The following is a 26,232-nucleotide window of genomic DNA, read 5'->3' as shown; positions in this document are numbered from 1 at the left end:
GTAGCCGCCCTTTTTGCTTATTTCTTCTTCATCGCTTCGAGAAGGGCTGCACCAAAACCGCCGGTTGACGGCTGCTCCTGCTTGCGTGGCGTGAAATTCTGTTTCGGCGCAGGTTTCGCGTCGCGCTGCGCATTGTTGCGCGGGGCAGGGGCTTCTCCGCCGTCTTTGCGCATTGTGAGGCCGATGCGCTTGCGTGGCACATCCACTTCCGTCACGCGCACTTTCACTACGTCGCCAGCCTTGACCACTTCATGCGGGTCTTTGATAAATTTATCAGCAAGCTGCGAAACATGCACAAGTCCGTCCTGATGCACGCCGATATCGACAAAGGCACCAAAGGCCGCAACATTGGTCACTGTGCCTTCCAGCACCATGCCGGGTTTGAGGTCTTTGATGTCATCAATGCCATCGGCGAAGGTCGCGGTTTTAAAGCCCGGACGCGGATCGCGGCCCGGCTTATCAAGCTCGGCAATGATGTCGCGCACGGTTGGCAGACCAAAACGCTCATCGACAAAGACGCGCGGATCGAGGCTTTTAAGCGCAGCGCTATCGCCCATGAGGCTGCGTACATCACGGCCACAGGCAGAAACAATCTTTTTTGCAACGCCATAGGCTTCCGGGTGAACGGAGGACGCATCAAGCGGCTCGGTGCCGTTGGCGATACGCAGAAAGCCTGCGCATTGTTCAAAAGCGCGGTTGCCGAGGCGAGCGACTTTCAGAAGCTCCTTGCGGTTCTTGAAAGCGCCGACTTCGTCACGATGTGCGACGATTGCTTCGGCGAGAGAATTTCCAAGACCGGACACACGCGCGAGGAGCGGCGCGGATGCCATGTTGAGATCGACGCCAACAGCGTTCACAGCGTCTTCGACCACAGCGTCCAGCGAGCGGGCAAGGCGGACTTGATCGACGTCATGCTGATACTGGCCGACGCCGATAGATTTCGGTTCGATCTTCACGAGTTCCGCCAACGGGTCCTGCAAGCGGCGGGCGATGGAAACGGCACCGCGCAGCGACACATCAAGTTGCGGGAATTCAGCCGCAGCGGTTGCTGAGGCTGAATAGACCGATGCACCTGCTTCCGACACGATGACTTTGAGCGGCTTTGGCGCTGGCAGCTCGTTGAGCATATCCACGACGAGGCGTTCGGTCTCGCGGCTGCCTGTGCCATTGCCGATGGCAATCAATTCGATCTTGTGTTTGCGGATCAGGCTTGCGAGCTCGGCCTGGGTACCACGCACATCGTTCTTTGGCGGAAACGGATAGACCGTCGTTGTGTCGAGCAGCTTGCCGGTGTCATCAACGATTGCGACCTTCACGCCGGTGCGGATGCCCGGATCGAGACCCATGGTGGCGCGCGAACCGGCAGGGGCGGCGAGCAACAGGTCTTTGAGGTTGCGGGCGAAGACGTTGATGGCTTCTTCCTCGGCGCGTTCACGCAGGTCGCGCATGAGGTCGAGCGACAGGGAGAGCGAAAGTTTGACGCGCCAAGCCCAGCCTGCAACTTCCATCAGCCAGCGGTCGCCGGGCAGGGTTGCGCCGATATTATAGGCGGCTGCAATTTTGCGTTCGACCGGCTTTACCGGTGATGTGTCGTCGGCGTCGATTTCAATATCGAGCGACAGAAAATCCTCGTTGCGACCGCGCAGCATAGCGAGAGCGCGGTGGCCCGCAACATTTGCCCAGCGTTCGGAATGGTTGAAATAATCCGAGAATTTTGCGCCAGCTTCCTGTTTGCCATCGACAACGCGCGAGCGCAGCACGGCGCGATCTTTGAGATAGTTACGCAGATTGCCGATCAGTTCGGCATTTTCGGCAAAGCCTTCGGCAATGATGTCGCGTGCGCCTTCAAGGGCTGCCTTCACATCGGCAACTTCACCGGTGACATATTGCGCAGCAATCCCTGTGGGAACCAGCCTGCGGTCGGTCAGAATGGCTTCGGCAAGTGGTCCAAGACCGCGCTCGCGAGCGATTTCCGCTTTGGTGCGGCGCTTTGGTTTATACGGCAGGTACAGGTCTTCAAGTTCGGCCTTGGTCTGAACGCCAGCGATTTTCAGTTCGAGTTCCGGCGTCAGTTTTTCCTGCCCGCGGATCGATTCCAGAATTGAAGTGCGTCGCGCTTCAAGCTCGCGCAAATAGGAGAGGCGCTCGTCCAGCATGCGCAACTGGGTGTCGTCAAGCCCGCCGGTGACCTCCTTGCGGTAACGCGCAACGAAAGGCACGGTTGAGCCTTCATCCAGCAGACCAATGGCGGCGATTGCCTGTTCCGGCTTTGCGTTGATTTCCGCTGCAATGATTGCGGCAATGCGCTTGATGTCGTTGGCCATTAATTATTCCAATCCAAAATATCTGCTGCGAACATAGTCGGATAGTGCTTTGACGCAATCAAGGCGGGCATATTGGTCCACAGGAAAGGCGTGAGTTGGAGCGGTTCCAGCTAGGAATGAATTGTCGGAACCGCTCTAATTATTTGCTTTACGCATTATCCAACGCAAAACCGCTTCGCACTTTTGCTGGAAATGCTTTTTACCTGCTCACGCGCATGTGAACGACCTCCCTCTTTTCAAATCGAATACAAACGATACTTATATCGTGAAATGACGATATGAACGAAGATCAGCGAGGTGAACGTGATGTCGGACATTCAAACCATAGCATTAGCTATGCCTTTGGACGAAATACTCAAGGCGCTCGCTCATCCTGTTCGTCTCGACATTTTGAGCTGGCTCAAGGAACCGGAGAATCATTTCTCCGATCAGCACATGCCTCTGGAGATGGGTGTGTGTGCGGGCCAGTTCGAACGGTGTGGTCTCTCCCAGTCCACCGTTTCTGCTCATTTGTCCGTGCTGACGAAAGCGGGGCTGATCATGCCCCATCGTGTTGGCCAATGGACCTTCTACAAGCGCGATGAGGAGGCGATTGCCGCCTTGCTCAAATCGCTGTCCGATCTTTAATCCCATTTGCCCAATCGTTCCCACTTGAAGGAAATGTATCTATGGCCACATTGTTCGATCCAGTTACAGTCGGCGATCTCAAGCTTGCCAACCGTATCGTTATGGCACCGCTGACGCGCAATCGCTCGCCCCGCGCTGTGCCAAACGACCTCAACGTCACCTATTATGAACAGCGCGCAAGTGCTGGTCTCATCATCACCGAGGCAACGCCGATCAGCCATCAGGGACAGGGCTATGCCGATGTGCCGGGCCTTTATTCCGATGAGCAGCTCGCCGGCTGGAAGCGCGTGACCGACGCAGTTCACACCGCGGGCGGCAAGATCGTCGTGCAGATGTGGCATGTGGGCCGTATTTCGCACAACACGTTGCAGCCAAATGGCGGCAAGCCGGTTGCGCCTTCGGCCATTACGGCCAAGTCGAAGACCTATCTCGTGCATCCGGACGGCACCGGCGAGTTTGCGCCAACATCCGAGCCGCGCGCGCTTGAAAAGAGCGAGCTGCCGGAAATCGTTGCGACCTATGCTAAGGCCGCGAAGGATGCTGTTGAAGTGGCTGGTTTTGACGGCGTCGAAATCCACGCAGCAAACGGTTATCTGATTGATCAGTTCCTCCGTTCGGACAGTAATCACCGCACTGATGAATATGGTGGCTCTATCGAAAACCGCGCGCGTTTCCTGTTTGAAGTGGTGGATGCAATCACCAAGTCGGTTGCACCGGGCAAAGTTGGTATTCGTCTTTCGCCGGTAACGCCTGCCAATGACGCGTCAGATTCCGATCCGCAGCCACTGTTTGACTATGTGATTGAGAAGCTTGCCTCTTACGGTCTTGCATATGTTCACATCATCGAAGGTGCGACCGGCGGCCCACGCGATTTCCAGCAGGGTCCGCAGCCGTTCGATTATGCTCGTCTCAAGCAGGTTTATCGCGATGCCGGTGGCGAAGCTGCCTGGATGGTCAATAATGGCTATGATCGCGAGCTGGCTGAACAGGAAATCGAAAGCGGCCGCGCTGATGTGGTTGCCTTTGGCAAACCATTCATCTCAAACCCCGATCTCGTTCGCCGTTTGAAGGATAATTCGTCGCTCAATGAGCTGGATCAGCAGCATATGTATGGCGGTGGCGCCAAGGGATATACGGATTATCCGATCCTTGCCTAACCGCGAAAACAAACAAGCCCGGCAAATTGCCGGGCTTTTTTTATTACAGACGCGCCCGTGTTGAGCGTGGGGTAGCAAGCAGTAGATTGGTTTCGCTGGCCTTGATGCCTGGCACCAATCGGATGCGACGGAGCACGGCATCGAAATCGGTCAGTGTTGCAGCACCCAGTTCCACCACCAGATCGAAACGACCATTGGTGGTGTGGATGGCTGAAATTTCGGAGAAGCCGCCAAGTGCCTTGACCACACGGTCGGCGACATGGCCTTCGATTTCAATCATCATGATACCGCGCACCGGCAGATCTACCGCATCAGACCGCAGGATCACCGTATAGCCAATGATGTCGCCGGACTGTTCCAACCGTTCCATGCGCGAGCGAACAGTCGCACGCGAAACACCAAGATCAATTGCCACGTCCGAAATGCTGCGTCGGCCATTGTGACGTAAAAGCGTGATTAGCTTTTCATCCAGATCGTCCATGTTTTCTCCATTTTGAAAAGCCAAACCGACATTATGATAAACCAAACCGTTAAAATTGCCAATCCGGTTGCTTCACATCGCCAAGCGTAAATGGTCAATCTAAGAGAATAATTTCTCAGGAGTAGCACTTTATGCATTGCAAGATTTTGGGATTGCCTGTTCAGGAAGGCACTGGTCGTCTGGGCTGCAATATGGGCCCCGACGGTTATCGCGCCGCGGGCATTGCGGAGGCGATTCGCGAACTCGGCCACGAGTTTACCGATCTGGGCAATCTGGTGCCGGCCGAACTGCGCCCTTTGACCCATCCCAATCCTGCGATCAAGGCTTTGCCGCAGGCTGTCGCCTGGATCGAAGCAATCAGCGAAGCTGCTTATCGTGAGAGCGAAGACGGTTTTCCGATCTTTCTCGGTGGCGATCATCTGCTTGCAGCAGGCACTGTTCCCGGCATCGCGCGCCGCGCGGCAGAAAAGGGTCGCAAGCAATTTGTGCTGTGGCTTGATGCTCATACGGATTTCCACACGCTGGAAACAACAGGCAGCGGCAATCTGCATGGCACGCCTGTCGCCTATTACACCGGCCAGAAGGGCTTCGAAGGCTATTTCCCGGAACTGGCGGCACCGATTGATCCTGCCAATGTCTGCATGATGGGTATTCGCAGTGTTGATCCGGCAGAACGCGCCGCGATCAAGCAGACGGATGTTGCCGTCTATGACATGCGCCTCATCGATGAGCATGGTGTGGCAGCCCTGTTGCGACGTTTCCTGCAGCGCGTAAAGGACGAAAACGGCCTTCTGCATGTGAGCCTTGATGTCGATTTCCTTGAGCCTTCGATTGCGCCAGCTGTCGGCACTACGGTTCCGGGGGGCGCGACCTTCCGTGAAGCACATCTCATCATGGAAATGCTGCATGACAGCGATCTGGTGACGAGCCTCGATCTCGTCGAGCTCAATCCATTTCTCGATGAACGCGGACGTACCGCAACTGTGATGGTCGACCTGATGGCGAGCCTTTTGGGCCGCAGCGTCATGGACCGCCCAACCATCAACTATTGATTTCAAAACTGCATTCACTGCTGGCGGGATCAAATGGTCTGCCGCTGAATGTTAAGGAGCAAGAATGACCCAACCGAACCTGAATATCGTCCCTTTCGTCAGTGTCGATCACATGATGAAGCTGGTGCTTTCCGTCGGCGTCGAGACCTTCCTCAAGGAACTTGCCGATTACGTGGAAGAGGACTTCCGCCGTTGGGAAAGTTTCGACAAGACGCCACGCGTGGCTTCGCATTCCGATGAAGGCGTGATCGAGCTGATGCCGACAAGCGACGGTACGATGTACGGCTTCAAATATGTGAACGGCCATCCGAAGAATACGCGTGACGGCCTGCAGACAGTGACGGCTTTCGGTGTTCTTTCGGATGTTGGCAGTGGCTATCCGATGCTTCTGACCGAAATGACCATCCTGACGGCGTTGCGCACGGCTGCGACCTCAGCAGTTGCCGCAAAGCATCTTGCGCCAAAGAATGCGCGCACGATGGCGATTATCGGCAACGGCGCACAGAGCGAGTTTCAGGCCTTAGCGTTCAAGGCAATTCTCGGTATCGACAAGCTGCGTCTTTACGATATTGACCGCACGGCTTCAGAAAAATGCGCGCGCAATCTCGAAGGCGCAGGCATTGATATCGTGATCTGCAAAGATGTTGAAGAAGTGGTCGAGGGTGCGGACATCATCACGACCGTAACGGCCGACAAGCTCAATGCGACGATCCTGACCGACAACATGGTTGGTGCTGGTGTGCATATCAACGCGGTCGGCGGTGATTGCCCTGGAAAGACCGAACTGCACGGCGATATCCTTCGCCGTTCGGACATTTTTGTCGAGTACCCGCCGCAGACTCGCATTGAAGGTGAAATCCAGCAGCTGCCGGAAGATTATCCTGTCAATGAACTGTGGGAAGTGATCACCGGCAAGACTGAAGGCCGCAAGGATGCGCGTCAGATTACGCTGTTTGACTCGGTCGGCTTTGCAACGGAAGACTTCTCGGCCCTGCGCTACGTTCGCGACAAGCTGAAGGATACAGGCTTCTATGAGCAGCTGGATCTTCTTGCTGATCCGGATGAGCCGCGCGATCTCTATGGCATGTTGCTGCGACACAAGCAGCAGCTTCAGGCAGAAAAGTCTAAACCTGCTGCATAAAAGCGCGCGTTCCGAAAAGTGTTTATAGCGGTTTTCGGATAAGACGCGCGTTGAAAACTATTGAACCGCCTGCTTCTGTTATCAGAGGCAGGCGGTTTCTTTTATAACGGCTTGCGTGAATGGCGTGGTGCTGCGATCTGCCCGGAATGCGTGGCGATTGCCATTTCAAAACTATCGGCAATCCGGCGGGCGCGATCAATGAAAACAATTGCTCCGTCAGGTGGGAAAATGTCCCGCGCTGTCTGCTCAAACAATTGCAACCAACGATCAAAATGTTCGTTTTTAAGGCCCAGGCGAATGTGTGGGGGCATAGGCCGCCCATCGTAACGTCCGGTTTTCAGGATAACGGATGACCAGAATTCGCTGATGCGTTCAATATGGTGATCCCAGTCATCCACTGCCTCTGAAAAGATTGGGCCGATAACGTCGTCTTCGCGGGCTCTTCCATAAAAAGTGCTGACCAATTTGTCGATGGACGCTCTGTCTATGGATGGGTGGGGCTGATTGATAAGAACGGTCATTCTCTCTTGCCAGTTTGCGTTGCGCCAAGGGTGCGCAACCAACTCTGATATAGTCCGGCGCCACGGTTCTATCCAGTGAAGCATTGCCGCATCATTGTGTTGAAACAAGTGGTTCATCGCTGCAGGTGGTGACTAAGCTAAAAGCCGCTCGCACCGCGCGCGTTCAACATAGAGACAAATAGGGGGGAGATTAGGCTTCCAGAGCCTGAAGTAGCTGAAACACTGTTGCTGGGTGCTGTTGGTAGCGGAGGACGGATTCGAACCGCCGACACAAGGATTATGATTCCTCTGCTCTAACCTACTGAGCTACTCCGCCACACATTGCAGTGAAACAGTTTTCGGCGCTGTCTCCAGCGTTTCACGAACCGCGTTCATGCAAGGAATGGCGGCGGTATATGTGGGGAACGGGACCCTGTCAAGCACTCTTCGCATAGCTTTCGTCTTGTTTTCCACGATTTGCGTAGATAAGTAACTAGCGGAAAGCAAAGGCTTAGTTTTATGGCACCTCGTATTGCGGTTTTGGGTTGTGGCTATTGGGGCGGCAACCATATTCGTACCTTGAAGAGCCTCGGGGCCCTTCATGGTGTTTCTGACGCCAATCCACAGAATGCGGAACGATTCGCTTCTGAGTTCGGTGTTCCCAACATTCCGGTCGACGAACTTTTCTCGCGCGCCGATATTGATGGCATCGTTTTGGCGCTGCCTGCGCAGTTTCACGCGCAATACGCAATTGAAGCAGTGAAGAACGGCAAGGACGTTCTGGTTGAAAAGCCGATCGCGCTGGAAGTTGCCGATGCAGAAGCAGAAGTTGCGGCTGCACGCGAAAATGGTCGCGTGTTCATGGTTGGGCATATCCTGCGTTTCCATCCGGCATTTGAGAAGCTGCTCGACATGGTGAAGAGCGGTGAGCTCGGCGATATTCGCTACGTGCATTCACACCGCGTCGGTTTCGGTAAGTTCCACGACAAGTTCGATGCGCTCTGGGACCTTGCACCGCACGATCTTTCGATGGTTCTTGCCATCACCGGCGAAGAGCCTTCAGCTGTTCGCGGTGAGGGCACGGCAATCATCGATAAGATCAGCGATTTCGCCCATGTGCATCTCGAATTCCCAAGCGGCATTCGCGGCCATCTCTTCGCTTCCCGAATGAATTCCTATCGTGAGCGTCGCCTGAGTGTGACCGGGACCAAGGGTATGCTTGTCTTTGACGATGCCGAGCCTTGGGATCGCAAGCTTGCATTCTACAAGCACGAAGTATGGCGCGAGAATGATCAGTGGGCTTTCAAATCGGTCGATCCGATCTATATCCCCGTCGAAGAAGGAATGCCGCTGACACGCGAGTTGCAGCATTTCCTGCACTGCATCGAAACACGCGAAAATCCGCGCACCGATGGGCAGGAAGCAATCAACGTCTTGCGTATTCTGACCGAAGGATCGGTCAATCATTCCAGATAATCCGCTTTTGACAGAAGTTTCTGTCAAGCGGTGTTACGGGAATAGCAAAACTTTGAACGCTCCACCCATGGCAGGGCGGGGCGTGAAGGAATAAACAGGTTGCCGTGGATTCGCTTTTGATAGGGCGAACCAGATAAATTGGAGCCAACATGCAGTTCATTGATCTTGGAGCGCAACGCGCGCGTATCGAAGACCGTCTTAATGCCGCCGTTTCCAAGGTAGTTGCGGAAGGCCGTTATATTCTCGGTCCTGAAGTCGCTGAGTTCGAAAAGAAGCTCGGTGAATATCTGGGCGTGGAACATGTGATCGCCTGCGCTAACGGCACCGACGCTTTGCAGATGCCTTTGATGGCGCGCGGCATCGGCCCGGGCCATGCGGTTTTCGTTCCGTCGTTCACGTTCGCTGCGACCGCTGAAGTCGTTGCCCTTGTTGGCGCAGAGCCGGTTTTCGTTGATGTCGATGCCGACACCTACAACATGAATATTGAACAGCTGGAAGCCGCTATTGCCGCCGTCCGCAAGGAAGGTCGTCTTGAACCAAAGGCAATCATTCCCGTCGATCTGTTCGGTCTCGCTGCCGATTACAACCGTATTAGTGCAGTTGCAGATCGCGAAGGTCTGTTCGTGATTGAAGACGCGGCTCAGTCGATTGGTGGCAAGCGCGACAACGTCATGTGCGGTGCTTTCGGTCATGTCGGCGCAACGAGCTTCTACCCTGCCAAGCCGCTTGGTTGCTATGGCGACGGCGGTGCAATGTTCACCAACGACGCTGAACTGGCCGACACGCTACGCTCCGTGCTGTTCCACGGCAAGGGCGAAACGCAGTATGATAATGTTCGCATTGGCCTCAACTCGCGTCTCGACACGATCCAGGCAGCTATTCTTCTGGAAAAGCTGGCGATCCTTGAAGACGAAATGGAAGCGCGCGACCGTATTGCCAAGCGCTACAATGAGCTGCTCAAGGACGTGGTCAAAGTTCCGGGCCTCCCTGCTGGCAATCGTTCAGCCTGGGCACAGTATTCGATTGAAAGCGAAAACCGCGACGGTCTGAAGGCATATCTTCAGGCAGCCGGTATTCCATCGGTCATCTACTATGTGAAGCCGCTGCATTTGCAGACCGCATACAAGCATTATCCGATTGCACCGGGCGGTCTGCCTGTTTCGGAAGCGCTGCCTGCACGCATTTTGAGCCTGCCGATGCATCCTTACCTTTCGGAAGAAGATCAGGACAAGATCATCGGCGCGATTCGTGGTTTCCACGGCAAGTAAGCCTGATTTATCAGTGATTGTGAAAGGCCCGGCGAAAGCCGGGTTTTTTATTTTTGCCTTTTGGCAATGCGCGAAGCGACAAAGCGGGCAATTGCCGGGCCTGCAAGCAGCACAATGAAAAAGCGGCTGGTTTGCATGGCGATGATAAAGGGCAGATCGACATTGCTTGATGCTGCAATAATGGCCACGGTATCTGCGCCGCCGGGGCTGGTGGCGAGATAAGCGGTGAGGGGATCAAGACCCAGCACATGACCGAGCGTCATGCCGAACAGGCCACAAACGGCAATCAGAATAAGCGCTGATGCAAGCACTGCCGGGAAGGCGCGTGCCGCATGTGCAATGATCGCACGGGTAAAGCCAAGGCCAATGCGCCAGCCGATGAAGATGTAGCTTGCAGCCAGCAGCCATGGTGGCAGGTCAATGACCATAAGGCCCAAATCCTGCAACAATGCTCCGAGTGCGAGTGGCACGAGCATCGCTCCCGTTGGAATGCGAGATAATTCGCCCAGAAAGGCGCCACAGACGATCAAAGCGAGGGTCGGGCCCAGAGTGTGCCAGTTTATCGTTGGAAACCACTCTACGGCCGCTGGAGCGACTGTTTGGATATCGGCGGTAAACATCACCACAAGCGAAGCGGTGGTTGCGACAAGCACCACGCGCAAATATTGCATGAAGGCGATGAGCCGTGCGTCAGATCCGAAGGATTCGGCCATCAGCACAATTGCTGTTGCAGCCCCCGGTGAGACACCCCATACGGCAGTTGTTCCGGGCAAAACGCGAAAGCGTGCCAGAAGATAGCCGATCGTCGTGCTGGCGAGCAGCGTGAAGCCTGTCGAAAACAGGATTATCGGCAGATGTTGGCCCATATTGCTGAAGAATTCAGCCGTCATTGCCCGCGCGATCAGCAGGCCGACGATTGCCTGCGCGAGCAGTGAGAAATTTTTGTGAACTCTGATCGTGCTTTCACGAGAAGCAAGGATGATCGCTCCAAGCATAGCGCCGAGAAGCAGTGCGGCTGGCAGTCCCAGCTTCTCTCCGATGAAGATAAGAAATGCAGATATGATCAGCAGCACACCCCATTGAATGGGCTTAGGCGTCTTGCTGAAATTGAATTTATTGTGGGCTTCTTCTTGCCCTGAGGAGACGAGTTTCTGCATCGCGCTTCTTCCCTACAACTGTGTATGGGAAAAAGGCAAACCAAGAATTTGTGTCGAAAGCCAAAAAAGAGCCACAGCCTTCTGACGGGCTAAGCTGCGAATATTACTTCATTGCGACGCGAAGCGCCGACGGATCGGCGCTCCAAGCCCATTTTTCCAATCACAATCTGATCGGTACGCGTTTCGCGCTGGTCAGATTATGCTTTAGCCGATCATCGCGCGTCGCTGGTTCACCGGGCGCTCGACGATTTCACGAGGCGCTTTACCGCCGTCACGTTCTTCGAGTGCTTCAGCCTTTGACAGCTCGGTTTCCGCATAGACCAGTTCTGCTTCTGCAGCTTCTTTCTGAGACATCAAATCGCGAATCGATCCGAACAGGTTGTCGCGTCGCTGACGTGCAGCCTTCGCGAAGGTCGGGTAGGCGAAATGATTGATGTCAGTGATGCCTGCCTTCTTCTCTTCCGATAGAATCTGAGCGTCGAGTTCTCCCGCCATACGTTCGAACTCGCCGATCATCAGGTCGAGCTGGCCCAGCTGACGGCGCTTTTCCTTCACCTGGAACAGTTTAAGCCTGACGAGGCTTTCACGTGGCTTCATACGCAATACTCCTTGAACACCAACCAGCTTTATCAGAGCTCCTCTCGATCTGATTTGACCAGATCGGCGCCCTAACATTTTGTATTAACGCGCATCTTATCCGAAAACCGGCTCGCCCTTTCCGGGATGCGCTCTAATGTTGGGGCGTTCCCCCCGACTTTATTAACAGGCATATATGCTGGCGATTTTCCTGCAATATGCCGCGAAATCCGTTGCAATGCCTTGCTTTTCAGGGCTTCGGCTTTGCCGCCAAACATAAGAACAGTCTCCATAAGCGAAACAAAAAGTTAAGATTTTGCTCTTTTGGTAACCATTCCTTTACCGGCAACGTTAATCATACGCGTTAGGAATTAAGGCTCGGTAAATCTTGTGTGGTTTTTGGGTAACAGGTGAAACATAGAGTCGAATGAATCACTTAAGAGGACTTCTTAATGTGATTCATAAGGGTCAATCGAATTGAATAATCACATATGATTCAGTTGGATAAGAGTTTTTTCTAAACAGGATAGAATTATGCTTGCCAACAGGAATCATATTTTGTTAACCATTTGCAGGCACCTTCATGCTAAGGCAACGACAGTTCCGTCAGCTGCCGTGAGGGAAAACTGGTCAGCGGCGGAAAGGGGATAAGATATGCGCGTCCTTTTAATTGAAGACGACAGTGCTATCGCACAGAGCATTGAGTTGATGCTGAAGTCCGAGAGCTTCAATGTCTACACCACCGATCTGGGTGAAGAAGGCATCGATCTCGGCAAGCTTTATGATTACGACATCATCTTGCTGGACCTGAACTTGCCGGATATGTCCGGTTACGAAGTTCTGCGTACCTTGCGCCTCTCGAAGGTCAAGACGCCAATCCTGATCCTTTCCGGTATGGCCGGTATTGAGGATAAGGTTCGCGGTCTGGGCTTTGGCGCAGATGACTATATGACGAAGCCGTTCCACAAGGACGAGTTGATCGCCCGTATTCATGCGATTGTTCGTCGTTCCAAGGGCCATGCCCAGTCGGTCATTACCACTGGCGACCTGATTGTTAACCTCGACGCCAAGACGGTTGAGGTTGGTGGTCAGCGCGTTCACCTGACCGGCAAAGAATATCAGATGCTCGAGCTTCTCTCGCTCCGCAAGGGCACGACGCTCACCAAGGAAATGTTCCTCAACCACCTTTATGGCGGCATGGACGAGCCTGAGCTGAAGATCATCGACGTGTTTATCTGCAAGCTGCGCAAGAAGCTTGATGCCGTTTCCGGCAGCCAGAGCTACATCGAAACCGTTTGGGGCCGTGGCTATGTGCTGCGTGAACCGGATGGCAGCGAGCTGCGTGAAAGCGCGTAAGCGTTTTTCAGGTGATGAAATGAAAAAGGCTCCGTTTGTGCGGGGCCTTTTCTTTTGGAACTGAGCCAGCAAAAAAAAGGCGCAGGTTTTATCCTGCGCCTTTCTTGTGTTTGATCGGAAAGGGTTATTCAGCGGCGAAAACGATGTCTTCTGCAGTCGCGTGAATAGAAATCTTCATGCCAGCTTCTTCGGCTAGCAGCAGCGTATAATATGGCTGCACCGAATGCGCATCAATCGGCTCTTCTGGTTCTGCACCTGAATGCAGTTCCAGGAATTTCGGTGGTACGCGGAGCATACGACCCTTCACAGTAATGACGAAGCGCGGGTCGGTATCACCATTTTCAAGACGAACGGCCAGCGAACCACCGCGCGGGATAGCGGCATTGCCGATCAGCAGCATATTGAGCAGAAGCTTGACCTTGTTCTTTGGCAGCAGGACGCGTGAGCCTTCCCAAGTCAGTTCAGGCTTTTCATTTGCGAAATATTGTGTGGCAACATGCTGGGCATCACCGGTATCGATCTGCACACCAGCCGATCCGGCTGCACCAAAAGCGATACGGGCAAATTGCAGGCGGGCCGAAGCATTGCGCGCGCTCGATTTGATAAGCGCCATCGCGTCTTCGTCTGCACCGCCTTCTTCCAGCAGCTCGAGACCGTTGTTGATCGCGCCGACCGGCGAGATGATGTCATGACAGATCCTGCTGCACAGAAGCGCACCGAGGTCGAGTGCGGAAAGGGTAACGGGCAATGGCATGGTGATTTCTCCAGGCACGAACCGACCCTGAAAATCGACATTCAAGTCGAATGACGGGCCGCTATCAGTTGGTGAGCGTAAACCCCGACGAATCATCGTCAGGAACCTTGGGAATCTGGATACACGCGACATCCGGTTGCCGCAACAAAGCTGTTTTTTGCCGCCATTCTAAAGCCAATTTCGCGGCATAAAGATTTAGACAATAAATTCGCGGTTAGAATAAGCGCGATTCGGCCAAAGCGTTCGCAAGAGACGTAGTAGCCAGGCTTTTAACAGGGCCGTCAGACAGAGAAGCTGGTAGGCAAAAGGAATTATAAATGGCCATACCGTCCCTGTCGCAGATCAGGTTCCGCAACGCGGCGTATTTTGTAGCGTTTTTTGCGGCATTTCTGATTTCCATTATCGTCGTGCCGCACAAAGCGCAGGCACAGAGCAGCAACGCATACACAGCCGAGGAAGTCGTTGAATCGGGGCACCGGTTCTTTGGTTCGACGTCTGGTGGAATAGCCAGTGCCGTCGAAAAAGCATTTCAGAGTTTTGGTCTTCCGAACGGATATATTCTGGGCGAGGAAGGTTCCGGCGCGTTCATAGGCGGTCTCACCTATGGTGAAGGCACGCTCTATACGAAGAATGCCGGTGATCATCGCACATTCTGGCAGGGTCCATCGCTGGGCTGGGATTTTGGCGGGCAAGGCTCACGCGTGATGATGCTTGTCTATAATCTCGACGACATCCAGAGCCTTTACGGTCGTTATGCAGGTGTTGCAGGCTCGGCCTATGTGATCGCGGGTGCAGGCTTTAACGTGCTCAAGCGTCAGAACATCATGCTGGTGCCTATCCGTACGGGTGTTGGCGCAAGGTTGGGTGTCAATATCGGGTATCTTAAGCTTTCGGCTGCGCCGACCTGGAACCCATTCTGATACGTGTTGCGCGATATGAGTCGCATGGGCGGAGTGGTTCCCCATTGAAACCGCTCTGCCGGTCTGTTTTGAAACATTCATCTCGCGCAAAACCGCTTCGCACTTTTGCTGAAAATGTTCTAGCATCGCGGGTGACGATCTATGAATAGTTGCCAGCCATTATCCTTTGGCTGGTCCTTTTTCCTTTTTGTGACAAAGTCGTGATCCAGTCTGCGCTCATTTTCATACTTGGCGTTCTCGTGGCGGTTTTCGTCGTGGTTCTGCTTGGCCCTTCGGTTTGGCGCCGTGCCTTTTTTCTGGCACGACGGCAGGTGCATGCCGAACTTCCGGTAACGCTTGCCGAAATAAGAGCGGATCGTGACGGTTTACGTGCCGAGCATGCCGTGGCTTTCAGCAAACTTGAACGGCAACTCAAGCAGGAACGGGAAAAATCGTCCGAGCAACTGATCAAGCTTGGAAAGCAGCATGACGAACTCAGGCGCTTCGCATCGCTTGAGAACGACATCGCCCAACTGAGAAAGACGTTGGACGAACGGGAAAAGGCCGTTGAAGAGACGGTTGTCGAACGCGATAATGCTGCGGAAAAAGCCGAAATCGTCGAGGCTGAAGTGGAACGACTTCAGAAACATCTTTCATCTCTGCAAGATCTGGCCGATACGCTTCGTATCGAGATAAGCGCCAAGGAGGTCGAACACGGCCGTCTGGTGAATGAGATGAGCGAGATGCGTCGGGAACGTAAAGATGCATCTGCCCGCTATAATGAGGTTTCGACGCAATTGACTGCAGCACAAACTGAACTGAAAAGCGAAAGACGCCGCAACACAGAGCTCCAGCAAAGATTGGATAAGCTGATTTCCGATTTTTCTGACGCGCAGGAGAGGCTGGAGCGTTATACGCGTAACGGCTCGACCTTTGTTGCAGGGGGCGTGCAGTCTGCAGAGCTCTCAAAGGAAAATGCTGCACTCCGAGAGGAAATGGCGGCCCTGGCTGCTCGGATGGTTGCTGCGACTGCCGAAAAAGAGGGCGAAGATTCGCCCATCGACGCTCTCGTGAATGCCGACAGATCGGAAGGCAGAGACGAGGTCAATGAAGGGCGCCCTCAAAGCCTCGCAAGCCGGATTCGCGACTTGCGCTAGAGCGCATCCCGAAAAGTGGGAACCGGTTTTCGGAACAAGATGCGCGTAAAAACAAAGAGATAGAGCATTTCCAATGATTCAATTTAAACTGGAAATGCTCTAAAGCCTGAAAACCAAAGGCGCACTTCAGAACTGCACTACCTATTCTGTCTCTATGACATCGGACCAGTCGGAATGCCGTTTGACCTGTGCCTGCATGAAGCTGCAGCGCGGCACAATCTTCCAGCCGGTTTTGCGAGCATCTTCAACAGCATTCAACGCCAGGGCCTGTGCGACACCTTTGCCGCGCATCGAATCAGGCACGAATGTGTGATCGATGGAAATCAGCGCTGGACCCAGCTTCGTGTAGGTCATTTCTGCTTCGTCGCCGTTGATGACGACAAAGTAACGTCCGCTATCCGTATTGTCACTTTTCCGAATCTGGATGTTTTCGCTCATCTGAGAACTCCATCAAAAGGCTTGGCTGCTCTCTTCATATAGGTGGGATTGATCAAAGAAAAACCCCGGCCGATTGACCCGGCCGGGGCTTAATTTGCGTATCTGATGTTTCCGAAGAAACCGGCAGAATCTTAGTGTCTATACTGCTGGATACGTGTGGTCCTTAGACCGGCGAGACCATGCTCATCGATCGAGGACTGCCAGCCAAGAAATTCCTCCACCGTCAACGTGTAACGCTGGCATGCCTCCTCAAGGCTGAGAAGGCCACCGCGTACAGCGGCGACTACTTCAGCCTTTCGGCGAATGACCCAGCGCCTCGTAGTGGCGGGGGGGAGGTCTGCGATGGTCAGCGGACTGCCATCAGGACCAATAACATATTTTATACGCGGTCTTGTCAGATCGGTCATTGTACTCTCTACACAACACTCAAGGACCTAATCGAGACCGAGACTAGCGCCACAGCTTTAAGAATTACCTAAACAGCCGGTAACTCTCTGGTAACACTTGCAAAAAAATGCCTCATTTAGAGAGAAAGTCATAAAAAAACCCGCTTATGCCGATATTTTTCTGAATGTCTCACGCGAAATTGTGACTGCAACGCTACAAAATGCGCGTTGTTTTTGCTGCGACATCTTGGCAATCACCCTTTGTGTGACCTATATAGGGCGCAAACCTAAACTTTGAGAAGCAGGGCATTTGCCCGGAAGCTGGAATCAATCATGAGCCTGAACAGCCTCGATCTGCCGGGAAAGCCGGAAGACACGCGCGTTGTCGTCGCCATGTCGGGCGGCGTCGATTCATCCGTTGTGGCGGGGATACTCAAACGTGAAGGCTATGATGTCGTTGGCGTGACGCTGCAGCTTTACGATCATGGTGCGGCTGTGCATCGCGCTGGTTCGTGCTGCGCTGGCCAGGACATCGAAGATGCCCGCCGTGTTTCTGAAAGCCTCGGCATCCCGCATTATGTACTGGATTACGAAGCGCGCTTCCGTGAAGCTGTTATTGATCCATTTGCAAATTCCTATGTGAGCGGTGAGACGCCGATTCCTTGCGTTTCCTGCAATCAGACCGTCAAGTTTGCTGATCTTTTGCAGACGGCGCGCGAGCTTGGTGCGGATGCGCTGGCAACCGGACATTATATCCGCAGTCGGCTGAATGGCGCGCATCGTGCGATGTTCCGCCCGGAAGATTCCGATCGTGATCAGAGCTATTTCCTGTTTGCGACCACGCAGGATCAGGTTGATTATCTGCGCTTTCCGCTCGGGCATCTGCCAAAGGCGCAGGTGCGTGAAATTGCCGAAGAAATGGGACTGACCGTTGCTAAGAAGCAGGACAGTCAGGACATTTGTTTCGTGCCGCAGGGGAAATATTCCGACATCATTTCCAAGCTGAAGCCGGAAGCAGCGACCCCGGGCGACATCGTGCATATCGATGGTCGCGTACTGGGCCGCCATGACGGCATCGTGCATTATACGGTTGGTCAGCGTCGCGGCATTGGTGTTGCAACGGGTGAGCCGCTTTATGTGGTGCATCTTGATGCCGCCAATACGCGCGTTATCGTCGGTCCGCGTGAAGCGCTCGAAACGCACAAGGTGTTCCTGCGCGACGTGAACTGGCTGGGTGATGGTTCTCTTGATGCGCTGCCAGAAGGCGGGGTCGAGGTCTTCGCCAAGGTTCGCTCGACGCGTCCGCCACGTCCTGCTGTTCTGCATCATGCTGATGGAAAGACATGGGTAGAGCTCGTTGACGGTGAAAGCGGCATCGCGCCCGGACAGGCTTGTGTTCTTTATTCTGATGACAGCAATACGGCACGCGTGTTTGGCGGCGGATTTATCGGGCGCTCAGAGCGCGAACCGCAGGCTGAAGAAATGCTCCGTCGTCTGGTTGCCAATACGTCGAAGGAATCTGCAGCCTAAACAGCGCTACATGAGTTTGAATTTTGAAGCCTTCGGACATTGTTCGGAGGCTTTTTATTTTAGAGTTTATTTTAGAGCGCGTTTCGACCTGATTGGATCAGATCGGCGCTCTAAATATTTGTTTTAACGCGCATCTTTGTCCGAAAACCGTTTCACACTTTTCGGAATGCGCTCTAATCGAACCGGCTGAAGTGGGATAATGCGATGCCGGAAGCGGTCGCCACATTCAGGCTGTCGAACTCTTTGGACATAGGGATACGGGCTCCGGTCAGTCGCTTCAGCAGATGAGCCGGAAGGCCTTCTCCTTCCGTGCCGAGCAGCAGAGCTTGGCGCCTATGGTGCGACGCCTGATAAATGCTCATCGAAGAAGAAGGGCTCAATGCCAATATGTCAAAATCGGATGACTGCAATGTGCTGATAATGTCTTCGATGGCTGAGCCGTGGAAATAGGGCATCTTTAGCGTGGCACCTACAGAAACGCGGATTGCTTTTCGATAAAGCGGGTCGCAGCAGGTTTCGTCAAGGAGGACGCAGTCAGCTTCGAATGCAGCAGCATTGCGAAAGATGGATCCCACATTATCATGGTTGGAAATGCCGCACAAAACCACCACGAGCGCCGTTTCCGGTAGGCGGCTGATCATCTCGGAAAGTGTGGGCTGGGCTTTTCGTCGTCCAACGGCAAGAATTCCGCGATGGACATGGAATCCCGCAACCTCATCCATGACGGATTGAGGCACGGAATAAACCGTAACTCCCGCAGGCAAATGCCTGAATTGCTCTTTTAACCCACTCAGGCGATTTTCGAGGACGAGCAGTGACTCTGTCTCGAACCGGGCATGAGCCGAAAATAGGACATTCAGGACAACCTTGCCTTCAGCAATGAAGCGCTGTTGGCGGCCTACCAGGTCTTTTTCGCGAATATTCGTATAGGGGGATAAACGACTATCGCCAGAATCGGAAATTCTTACGACAACGCCGTGCGATCCGGTTTCTTCTTCCTTCATCGCACGACGTATGCCTCATGGATGTGCGTTACTGATGTACGACCGCCGCCAATTCACGTCGGCGTGGAACAGGACTCATATAGAGACTTGAAAGCGTAGACAACATCAACTCAATGTGGGGTGAAGATACCATATAATAAATTGTCTGCGCATCACGTCGCGTGGATACGAGGTCAAGTGCCCGTAGTTTTGCGAGGTGCTGGGACAGCGCCGATTGGCTAAGATCAATTGCTTTTGCTAAAGCACCAACAGACATTTCATTGTGAAGTAACTTGCACAAAATGAGTAGTCTTTTGTTGTTGGCAAGAGCTGAAAGAAAATCAGCTGCTTCATCAACATTTTCTATTAAATCAAAAAAATTATTTTCATTGGTCATTTGCAGTCATACCCCCGTAAGACAGCATTAGGTTAAAAAATGCCCATACAACATTTGTCGAAGGCATCTCAAAATTAATACTATACGGAGAAATTGAAAAGGGCTTGCTTATATTTACCGGCTAAAAAAACTGGAAATTTGTCCCAAAACTATCGGGGTTTTGTTTCAGTCGTCGGTTTTAAGCGCACCTGTCAACATTTTCAGTGCTACGTCGCCAGAATCGGCTTGTACTGGAAAATGAGATCGAATGATGTGGTCCCCATTGGACAGATTGAAGCCATCGGGATCGAGGCTCGTTATTTTCCAGCGACCCGCCGCTTCATTGTGACGTTTCGCATGCAGGCCGATCTCGGTTTCGAGTTTGCCGTTGAGGTCATCAATGTCGTCTTGCTCCGACAAGGCAATGACACTCGCCATTTCTGGCGAATTTATAAGGTCGGCGTGACTAAGATTGAAGGCCTTGCCGAAGCCGCCATTGAGGCTGGCAGACTCTACAGCCAGTCGGAAAAAAACGAAGTCGCCCAAGTTTACATAGAGCGAACCCTTGGGATTGTGATTCAGATAACGTCGTCTTGTATGCGAGTAATCTGCCGAGTTCCGCTCAACCTTGCGAGCCGTGCAATGGAGCGTAATGCGCGGATGAGCAAGAGGGTCTCCCTTTCCTGCCTCTCCAAGTAACAACGAGCAGGCCGGATGAGCGATCAGAGCTGGTGTATGTGCTGCCAGTCCGGAAACAAGAATGATGGGTGTCCCGTTAACATCAGTGGCGACAGCGACGCGACTGGCCAGAGGTCTGCCCGTCAATGAATCAAGTACGGCGAGTGCACCATAGCGGGAGGTGCGCATCAGTGCTTTCGCCAGCTGGATTGCTTCCGGAGTGGTGGGGCGGATGGGGCTTTTGTCTTCTGACATGAAAACCGGCTCAAATATGAGGGTGGTTCACCAGTTAATAGCTGGTGAGGATGCAGGAGTACAGCGCTATATCAATTTTTGTTTATCCTGGACCGGAATCTGGCCGGGGTACAATCGTCGCGCTGCATTGGATGAGACAGTTTTGTATATATTTTAAGCATGAAGATTATTATAATTTGACGGCAGTTAGCGCAATTTTCTAAAACATACCGATGTCGCGGAATAAAAATCTAATAATTTCGGGCAAAATCGGTTGAGAATATGACGGGATTCTAAAGATTGCGCTTGCAATGTGACATGGCAAGCGTTTCGATAAGGGCAGGTTGCGCGCTTAGGGTGCGCGCAATATTATTTCCGTGGAGGCGGGCACTAAATGAAATTCTATAAAACACTTCTGGCGGCAACGGCAGTTGTCGCTCTGATGAGCGGCGCGGCATCGGCAAAGACCTTTGTATATTGCTCGCCAGCATCTCCTGAGGGTTTCGATCCAGCAGCTTATACCGGCGGTGACACGTTCGATGCATCGGCGCATCCGGTCTATAACCGCCTTGCAGAATTCAAGAACGGCACGACGGAAGTTGTACCGGGCCTTGCAGAAAGCTGGGAAGTTTCGGAAGACGGTAAGGAATATACCTTCCATCTGCGTAAGGGCGTAAAGTTCCATTCGAGCGACTATTTCACGCCAACCCGTGATTTCAACGCCGATGACGTGATCCTTTCCTTCGACCGTATGGGCAACAAGGAAAATCCTTGGCACGAATACACCGCTGGCATCACCTACGAATATTTCGATTCGATGGAAATGGGCACGCTGATCAAGGAAATCCAGAAGGTTGACGACAACACCGTCAAGTTCATTCTGAACCGTTCAGAAGCTGCGTTCCTCGCCAACATCTCGATGCCTTTCGCTTCGATCATCTCGAAGGAATATACCGACAAGCTCGCAGCTGACGGTAAGAAGGACGATCTCAATCAGGTTCCAGTTGGCACCGGTCCTTTCCAGTTCGTAGCCTACCAGAAGGACGCCGTCGTCCGCTTCAAGGCTAACCAGGACTATTGGGGCGATAAGCCGAAGATCGACGATCTGGTTTTCGCAATCACGACCGATCCTGCAGTCCGCGCGCAGAAGCTCAAGGCTGGCGAATGCCACCTGATGTCTTATCCTGCTCCAGCAGACATTAAAGATCTTCAGGCCGATTCCAACCTCAAGGTTGACGAACAGGCTGGTCTGAACATTGCTTACTTCGCTTACAACACGACTGTCGCTCCATACGACAAGCCAGAAGTTCGTAAGGCTCTCAATCAGGCTGTGAACAAGCAGGCAATCGTTGATGCAGTGTTCCAGGGTCAAGGACAGGTTGCCAAGAACCCAATCCCACCGACAATGTGGAGCTACAACGACAAGATCGAGGACGACAAGTACGATCCGGAAGCCGCCAAGAAGGCTCTCGAAGCCGCTGGCGTCAAGGATCTGAAGATGAAGCTCTGGGCTATGCCTGTCAGCCGTCCTTACATGCCAAACGCACGTCGTACTGCTGAACTCATGCAGTCTGATTTTGCCAAGGTTGGCGTAAACGCTGAAATCGTTTCGATGGAATGGGGTGAATATCTCAAGAAGTCCGGCGAAAAGGACCGCGATGGTGCAGTTATTCTTGGCTGGACCGGTGACAATGGTGATCCGGACAACTTCCTCGGCACGCTTCTCGGCTGCGCCGGCGTTGGTTCGAACAACCGCGCACAGTGGTGCTACCAGCCATTCGAAGACCTGATCCAGAAGGCAAAGGTTTCGACCAACCACGAAGAACGCGTCAAGCTTTATGAAGAAGCTCAGGTGATCTTCAAGGAACAGGCGCCATGGAACACCATTGCTCACTCGACTGTCTTCGTGCCGATGTCTGCAAAGGTTACGGGCTTCAAGCAGAGCCCGCTTGGTGATTATCGCTTCGAAGATGTCGATATCTCCGAGTAAAATCTGACAACACCAGCGGCCGGGTGTGGAGGTTTCCTCCGCACCCGGTCGGAGTTTTTGTATGTTTCGTTTTATTTTAAACAAACTCCTCTATCTGATACCGACTTTCATCGGCATCACGATCGTTGCTTTCGCCTTCGTCCGCGTATTGCCGGGCGACCCGGTGCTATTGATGGCAGGTGAACGCGGCGTCAGCCCCGAGCGCCATGCGCAGCTATTGGCCCAGCTCGGATTTGATCGTCCGTTGTGGGAGCAATATATCAACTATGTCTGGAACCTTCTGCATGGCGATTTCGGCCAGTCTCTGGTCACGAAAAAGCCGGTGCTTGTGGAATTCTTCACACTGTTCCCAGCAACGATTGAGCTTGCTGTCTGCGCCATCATCGTAGCGATTCTGTTGGGTATTCCGGCAGGTGTTCTTGCCGCTGTAAAGCGCGGCTCATGGTTCGATCAGGGTCTTATGGGCATCTCGCTCGTTGGCTATTCGATGCCGATCTTCTGGTGGGCCTTGTTGCTGATCATCATGTTCTCAGGCGTTCTGCAATGGACGCCGGTTTCAGGTCGCATCTCGCTGCTTTATTATTTCCCACCGGTAACGGGTTTCATGCTGATTGACAGCCTTCTGTCGGGGCAGAAGGGCGCGTTCGCTTCTGCGGCTTCGCATCTCATCCTGCCGACCATCGTGCTTGCAACGATCCCGCTTGCGGTGATTGCGCGTCAGACACGTTCGGCGATGCTGGAAGTGCTCGGTGAAGATTATGTGCGTACTGCACGCGCGAAAGGCCTGCCGGTTCGCCGCGTTATCGGTCTTCATGCGCTGCGCAATGCGATGATCCCTGTCATCACCACAATCGGCCTCCAGGTCGGCGTGCTTATGGCGGGTGCAATCCTGACCGAGACGATCTTCTCATGGCCTGGAATCGGCAAATGGATGCTCGATTCCATTTCGCGTCGCGACTATCCGGTCGTGCAGAGCGGACTGCTGATTATCGCGTTCATCATCATGATCGTGAATCTGGTCGTCGATCTGCTTTACGGTCTGATCAATCCGCGTATCCGGCATAAGTGAGGGTATCATGACACACTCAGCAATTCAGCCGGAAGCCGTAAACGAAGTCGGAAAAATCCGTGCTTTGAAAGATTTCTGGTTCTATTTCAGCGTCAATCGTGGCGCTGTCATCGGTCTTTTCGTATTCCTGGCGCTTGTCATCGTTGCAGTTCTCGCGCCACTTATCGCTCCGCACAACCCTTCGGAGCAGTTCCGTGACTTCATGTTGGCTCCTCCTTTCTGGGAAGAGGGCGGTTCAACGCAGTTTCTGCTTGGCACAGATGCCGTCGGACGCGATATGCTCTCTCGCCTCGTCTATGGCGCTCAGTATTCACTACTCGTGGGCTTTGTCATCGTCATCATTTCGATGTGCCTGGGCATCACTATTGGTCTCATCTCCGGCTATTTCGGCGGTGGTGTCGATACGATTTTCATGCGTATCATGGACGTTATTCTGGCGTTCCCGTCGCTGTTGCTCGCACTGGTTCTGGTGGCGATTCTGGGGCCAGGCCTCATCAACGCCGTTCTCGCAATCACGCTGGTTCTGCTTCCGCACTTCTCGCGTCTGACCCGTGCAGCTGTGATGGCCGAAAAGGAACGTGAATATGTGACAGCTGCCAAGCTTGCCGGTGCAAGCAAGCTGCGTCTCATGTTCAAGACCATTCTGCCAAACTGCCTTGCACCGCTGGTTGTTCAGGCAACCATGTCGTTCTCCAACGCTATTCTCGACGTTGCAGCACTTGGCTTCCTTGGCATGGGTGCGCAGCCGCCGACACCGGAATGGGGCACAATGCTTGCAGAAGCGCGTGAGTTCATCATGCGTGCATGGTGGGTTGTGACTTTCCCGGGTCTTGCGATCCTGATCACTGTTCTCGCGATCAATCTGGTCGGCGATGGTCTGCGCGATGCGCTTGACCCGAAATTGAAGAGGAGCTGATCGATGGCTCTGCTTGAAATCAAGAACCTCACGGTTTCGTTCGATACCTCGACTGGTCCTTTCAAGGCGGTCGATGGCATCGATATCTCGGTGGACAAGGGCGAAGTACTTGCCATCGTGGGTGAGTCGGGCTCTGGCAAATCGGTCGGTATGCTTGCAGTCATGGGCTTGTTGCCTAAGACCGCAACAGTGACTGCCGATAGCATGATGTTTGACGGACAGGACCTGAAAGGGATGTCCGACAAGGAACGTCGCAAGATTATCGGACGCGATATTTCGATGATCTTCCAGGAACCGGTTGCCAGCCTCAATCCGTGCTTCACGGTGGGGTATCAGCTCGAAGAAGTTCTTAAACGCCATCTGGGGCTTAAGGGTTCTGCGAGTCGTGCCCGCGCGATTGAACTGTTGGAGCTGGTTGGTATCCGCGATGCCGGTGAACGCCTGTCGAGCTTCCCGCATCAGATGTCGGGTGGCCAGTGCCAGCGCGTGATGATCGCGATTGCGATTGCGTGTAACCCGAAGCTGCTGATTGCTGACGAGCCGACAACGGCGCTTGATGTGACGATCCAGAAGCAGATTCTGGATCTGCTGATGAACCTGCAGGTTGAGCACGGCATGGGGCTTATCATGATCACTCATGATATGGGTGTTGTTGCTGAAACAGCCGACCGCGTGATCGTGCAGTATAAGGGCCACAAGATGGAGGACTCCGACGTGTTGTCGCTGTTCTCTGCACCAAAGCATCCTTATACGCGTGCGCTGCTTTCGGCCTTGCCGGAAAATGCGACCGGTGATCGTCTGCCGACGGTATCCGATTTCGTTTATCAAAACAGTGCCGCAGGAGAAGCGTGATGAGCGAGATCGTTCTCGAAGCGCGCGATATCAAGCGCGATTACCATGTTGGTGGCGGTCTTTTTGGCAAGCCAAAGGTTGTTCATGCCGTCAAGGGCGTGAGCTTCAAGCTTGAAAAAGGCAAGACGCTGGCAATCGTCGGTGAATCGGGTTGTGGCAAGTCAACACTCGCCCGCATTCTGACCATGATCGACCCGCAGACATCCGGCAATCTGATGATTGGCGGCAAAGATGTGAACATTGCCCGTGACGGTCTGACAGCCGAAATGCGCCAGAAGGTGCAGATCGTGTTCCAGAACCCTTACGGTTCGCTCAATCCGCGTCAGAAGATTGGCGACGTGCTGGCTGAGCCTCTGTTGCTCAACACCAATATGTCTGCTGCTGAGCGCCGCGAAAAGTCGATGGAAATGTTGCTCAAGGTTGGTCTTGGCAAGGAGCATTTCAATCGTTACCCGCATATGTTCTCGGGCGGTCAGCGCCAGCGTATCGCGATTGCGCGCGCGCTGATGCTCAATCCGAAGCTGCTCATTCTCGATGAGCCGGTTTCGGCGCTTGATCTTTCCGTGCAGGCGCAGGTGCTCAACATTCTTGCTGATCTGCAGGAAGAGTTCGGCCTGACTTACGTTTTCATCAGCCACGATCTTTCGGTCGTGCGTTACATCGCTGACGATGTGATGGTGATGTATTTCGGTGAAGTTGTTGAATATGGCTCGCGTGACGACGTGTTCAACAACCCGCAGCACGACTATACGAAGAAGCTTTTTGCAGCCACGCCGCGTGCGGATGTGGATGCGATCCGCGCCCGTGTTGAAGCACGTGCCGCAGCGAGACAGGCAGCACATAGCTGACCCCTAT

At 53.5% G+C, this 26,232-nt stretch carries 26 protein-coding genes and 1 tRNA gene; 15 read left to right on the top strand and 12 right to left on the bottom strand.

The genetic code is table 11. The features are described 5' to 3' along the window. Positions 1 to 17 precede the first annotated feature (17 nt). Positions 18 to 2,324, bottom strand: coding sequence for a Tex family protein (locus C9380_RS09275; protein ID WP_128093417.1), 2,307 nt, complete (start codon positions 2,322 to 2,324; stop codon positions 18 to 20). A gap of 306 nt (positions 2,325 to 2,630) precedes the next feature. Here C9380_RS09275 and C9380_RS09265 point away from each other — a divergent pair, with 306 nt between their 5' ends. Next, entirely contained in the window at positions 2,631 to 2,951 is a 321-nt protein-coding gene (locus tag C9380_RS09265) for an ArsR/SmtB family transcription factor (protein WP_024899358.1), read from the top strand. 41 nt (positions 2,952 to 2,992) lie between these two features. Continuing rightward, positions 2,993 to 4,108, top strand: a complete 1,116-nt coding sequence (locus C9380_RS09260; protein ID WP_024899359.1) for an alkene reductase — start codon at positions 2,993 to 2,995, stop codon at positions 4,106 to 4,108. A gap of 43 nt (positions 4,109 to 4,151) precedes the next feature. Here C9380_RS09260 and C9380_RS09255 read toward each other — a convergent pair whose 3' ends face one another. Then, a complete protein-coding gene (locus C9380_RS09255) occupies positions 4,152 to 4,589 on the bottom strand; it encodes an Lrp/AsnC family transcriptional regulator (RefSeq protein WP_007876167.1) in 438 nt (145 codons plus the stop codon). A 131-nt stretch (positions 4,590 to 4,720) separates the two neighbouring features. Here C9380_RS09255 and rocF point away from each other — a divergent pair, with 131 nt between their 5' ends. Both rocF and ocd read left to right on the top strand, forming a co-directional pair. Further along, a complete protein-coding gene (gene rocF / locus C9380_RS09250; RefSeq protein ID WP_024899360.1) occupies positions 4,721 to 5,641 on the top strand; it encodes an arginase in 921 nt (306 codons plus the stop codon). A 64-nt stretch (positions 5,642 to 5,705) separates the two neighbouring features. Then, positions 5,706 to 6,782: an ornithine cyclodeaminase gene (gene ocd / locus C9380_RS09245; RefSeq protein ID WP_024899361.1), complete on the top strand. Its 1,077-nt coding sequence runs from the start codon at positions 5,706 to 5,708 to the stop codon at positions 6,780 to 6,782. A 101-nt stretch (positions 6,783 to 6,883) separates the two neighbouring features. Here ocd and C9380_RS09240 read toward each other — a convergent pair whose 3' ends face one another. Both C9380_RS09240 and C9380_RS09235 read right to left on the bottom strand, forming a co-directional pair. Continuing rightward, positions 6,884 to 7,303, bottom strand: coding sequence for a group III truncated hemoglobin (locus tag C9380_RS09240; RefSeq protein WP_024899362.1), 420 nt, complete (start codon positions 7,301 to 7,303; stop codon positions 6,884 to 6,886). A gap of 239 nt (positions 7,304 to 7,542) precedes the next feature. Then, positions 7,543 to 7,619 (bottom strand) — tRNA-Met (locus C9380_RS09235). Positions 7,620 to 7,801: 182 nt separating this feature from the next. Between C9380_RS09235 and C9380_RS09230 the strand changes: the two genes are divergently transcribed. Then, positions 7,802 to 8,758 carry a Gfo/Idh/MocA family protein gene (locus C9380_RS09230; RefSeq protein ID WP_024899363.1) on the top strand — a complete coding sequence of 319 codons (957 nt, stop codon included), beginning with the start codon at positions 7,802 to 7,804 and terminating at the stop codon, positions 8,756 to 8,758. Between the two features lie 149 nt (positions 8,759 to 8,907). Beyond that, the gene (locus tag C9380_RS09225) at positions 8,908 to 10,026 is read left to right on the top strand and encodes a DegT/DnrJ/EryC1/StrS family aminotransferase (RefSeq protein WP_128093416.1); all 1,119 of its coding nucleotides are present in this window, start codon (positions 8,908 to 8,910) and stop codon (positions 10,024 to 10,026) included. A 47-nt stretch (positions 10,027 to 10,073) separates the two neighbouring features. Here the strand turns inward: C9380_RS09225 and C9380_RS09220 are convergent, their stop codons facing one another. Next, complete coding sequence (locus C9380_RS09220) at positions 10,074 to 11,183, bottom strand: AbrB family transcriptional regulator (protein WP_100558692.1); 1,110 nt, start codon at positions 11,181 to 11,183, stop codon at positions 10,074 to 10,076. 204 nt (positions 11,184 to 11,387) lie between these two features. After that, on the bottom strand, positions 11,388 to 11,780 hold the full coding sequence (locus C9380_RS09215) for a hypothetical protein (protein ID WP_024899365.1): 393 nt from the start codon (positions 11,778 to 11,780) through the stop codon (positions 11,388 to 11,390). 633 nt (positions 11,781 to 12,413) lie between these two features. On the opposite strand from C9380_RS09215, the gene ctrA reads away from it, so the two are divergent. Then, positions 12,414 to 13,115, top strand: a complete 702-nt coding sequence (ctrA, locus tag C9380_RS09210) for a response regulator transcription factor CtrA (RefSeq protein WP_024899367.1) — start codon at positions 12,414 to 12,416, stop codon at positions 13,113 to 13,115. A 124-nt stretch (positions 13,116 to 13,239) separates the two neighbouring features. Here the strand turns inward: ctrA and chpT are convergent, their stop codons facing one another. Next, positions 13,240 to 13,869, bottom strand: a complete 630-nt coding sequence (gene chpT / locus C9380_RS09205; RefSeq protein WP_024899368.1) for a histidine phosphotransferase ChpT — start codon at positions 13,867 to 13,869, stop codon at positions 13,240 to 13,242. Positions 13,870 to 14,186: 317 nt separating this feature from the next. On the opposite strand from chpT, the gene C9380_RS09200 reads away from it, so the two are divergent. After that, on the top strand, positions 14,187 to 14,789 hold the full coding sequence (locus C9380_RS09200) for a DUF1134 domain-containing protein (protein ID WP_024899369.1): 603 nt from the start codon (positions 14,187 to 14,189) through the stop codon (positions 14,787 to 14,789). 224 nt (positions 14,790 to 15,013) lie between these two features. After that, positions 15,014 to 15,925 (top strand): coiled-coil domain-containing protein, encoded by a 912-nt coding sequence (locus tag C9380_RS09195; RefSeq protein ID WP_210249757.1) that lies wholly within the window; start codon positions 15,014 to 15,016, stop codon positions 15,923 to 15,925. A 141-nt stretch (positions 15,926 to 16,066) separates the two neighbouring features. Here C9380_RS09195 and C9380_RS09190 read toward each other — a convergent pair whose 3' ends face one another. Then, a complete protein-coding gene (locus tag C9380_RS09190; RefSeq protein WP_100558694.1) occupies positions 16,067 to 16,363 on the bottom strand; it encodes a GNAT family N-acetyltransferase in 297 nt (98 codons plus the stop codon). Between the two features lie 131 nt (positions 16,364 to 16,494). After that, a complete protein-coding gene (sciP, locus tag C9380_RS09185; protein WP_007876112.1) occupies positions 16,495 to 16,770 on the bottom strand; it encodes a CtrA inhibitor SciP in 276 nt (91 codons plus the stop codon). A gap of 312 nt (positions 16,771 to 17,082) precedes the next feature. On the opposite strand from sciP, the gene mnmA reads away from it, so the two are divergent. Beyond that, positions 17,083 to 18,279 carry a tRNA 2-thiouridine(34) synthase MnmA gene (mnmA, locus tag C9380_RS09180; protein ID WP_162693528.1) on the top strand — a complete coding sequence of 399 codons (1,197 nt, stop codon included), beginning with the start codon at positions 17,083 to 17,085 and terminating at the stop codon, positions 18,277 to 18,279. Positions 18,280 to 18,452: 173 nt separating this feature from the next. Here the strand turns inward: mnmA and C9380_RS09175 are convergent, their stop codons facing one another. From C9380_RS09175 to C9380_RS09165, 3 genes are all read right to left on the bottom strand, one after another. Then, a complete protein-coding gene (locus C9380_RS09175) occupies positions 18,453 to 19,283 on the bottom strand; it encodes a TrmH family RNA methyltransferase (protein WP_100558695.1) in 831 nt (276 codons plus the stop codon). Between the two features lie 28 nt (positions 19,284 to 19,311). Beyond that, the gene (locus C9380_RS09170; protein ID WP_024899375.1) at positions 19,312 to 19,659 is read right to left on the bottom strand and encodes an ArsR/SmtB family transcription factor; all 348 of its coding nucleotides are present in this window, start codon (positions 19,657 to 19,659) and stop codon (positions 19,312 to 19,314) included. Between the two features lie 165 nt (positions 19,660 to 19,824). Next, complete coding sequence (locus C9380_RS09165) at positions 19,825 to 20,571, bottom strand: HugZ family pyridoxamine 5'-phosphate oxidase (RefSeq protein ID WP_128093414.1); 747 nt, start codon at positions 20,569 to 20,571, stop codon at positions 19,825 to 19,827. Positions 20,572 to 20,944: 373 nt separating this feature from the next. Here C9380_RS09165 and C9380_RS09160 point away from each other — a divergent pair, with 373 nt between their 5' ends. From C9380_RS09160 to C9380_RS09140, 5 genes are all read left to right on the top strand, one after another. Next, positions 20,945 to 22,540, top strand: a complete 1,596-nt coding sequence (locus tag C9380_RS09160; RefSeq protein WP_128093413.1) for an ABC transporter substrate-binding protein — start codon at positions 20,945 to 20,947, stop codon at positions 22,538 to 22,540. A 61-nt stretch (positions 22,541 to 22,601) separates the two neighbouring features. Next, positions 22,602 to 23,609, top strand: a complete 1,008-nt coding sequence (locus C9380_RS09155; protein WP_024899378.1) for an ABC transporter permease subunit — start codon at positions 22,602 to 22,604, stop codon at positions 23,607 to 23,609. A gap of 7 nt (positions 23,610 to 23,616) precedes the next feature. Beyond that, positions 23,617 to 24,525, top strand: a complete 909-nt coding sequence (locus C9380_RS09150; protein ID WP_024899379.1) for an ABC transporter permease subunit — start codon at positions 23,617 to 23,619, stop codon at positions 24,523 to 24,525. A gap of 3 nt (positions 24,526 to 24,528) precedes the next feature. Next, positions 24,529 to 25,377 carry an ABC transporter ATP-binding protein gene (locus C9380_RS09145; RefSeq protein ID WP_024899380.1) on the top strand — a complete coding sequence of 283 codons (849 nt, stop codon included), beginning with the start codon at positions 24,529 to 24,531 and terminating at the stop codon, positions 25,375 to 25,377. Then, positions 25,377 to 26,225, top strand: a complete 849-nt coding sequence (locus tag C9380_RS09140; protein WP_111786195.1) for a dipeptide ABC transporter ATP-binding protein — start codon at positions 25,377 to 25,379, stop codon at positions 26,223 to 26,225. Before C9380_RS09145 ends, C9380_RS09140 begins: the two co-directional genes overlap by 1 nt. Positions 26,226 to 26,232 lie beyond the last annotated feature (7 nt).

The organism is Brucella pituitosa (genome assembly GCF_003049685.1).
Lineage (GTDB): Bacteria > Pseudomonadota > Alphaproteobacteria > Rhizobiales > Rhizobiaceae > Brucella > Brucella pituitosa.
Note: the sequence above shows the minus strand (reverse complement) of the source record. Positions and strands in the feature narration are given on the sequence as shown.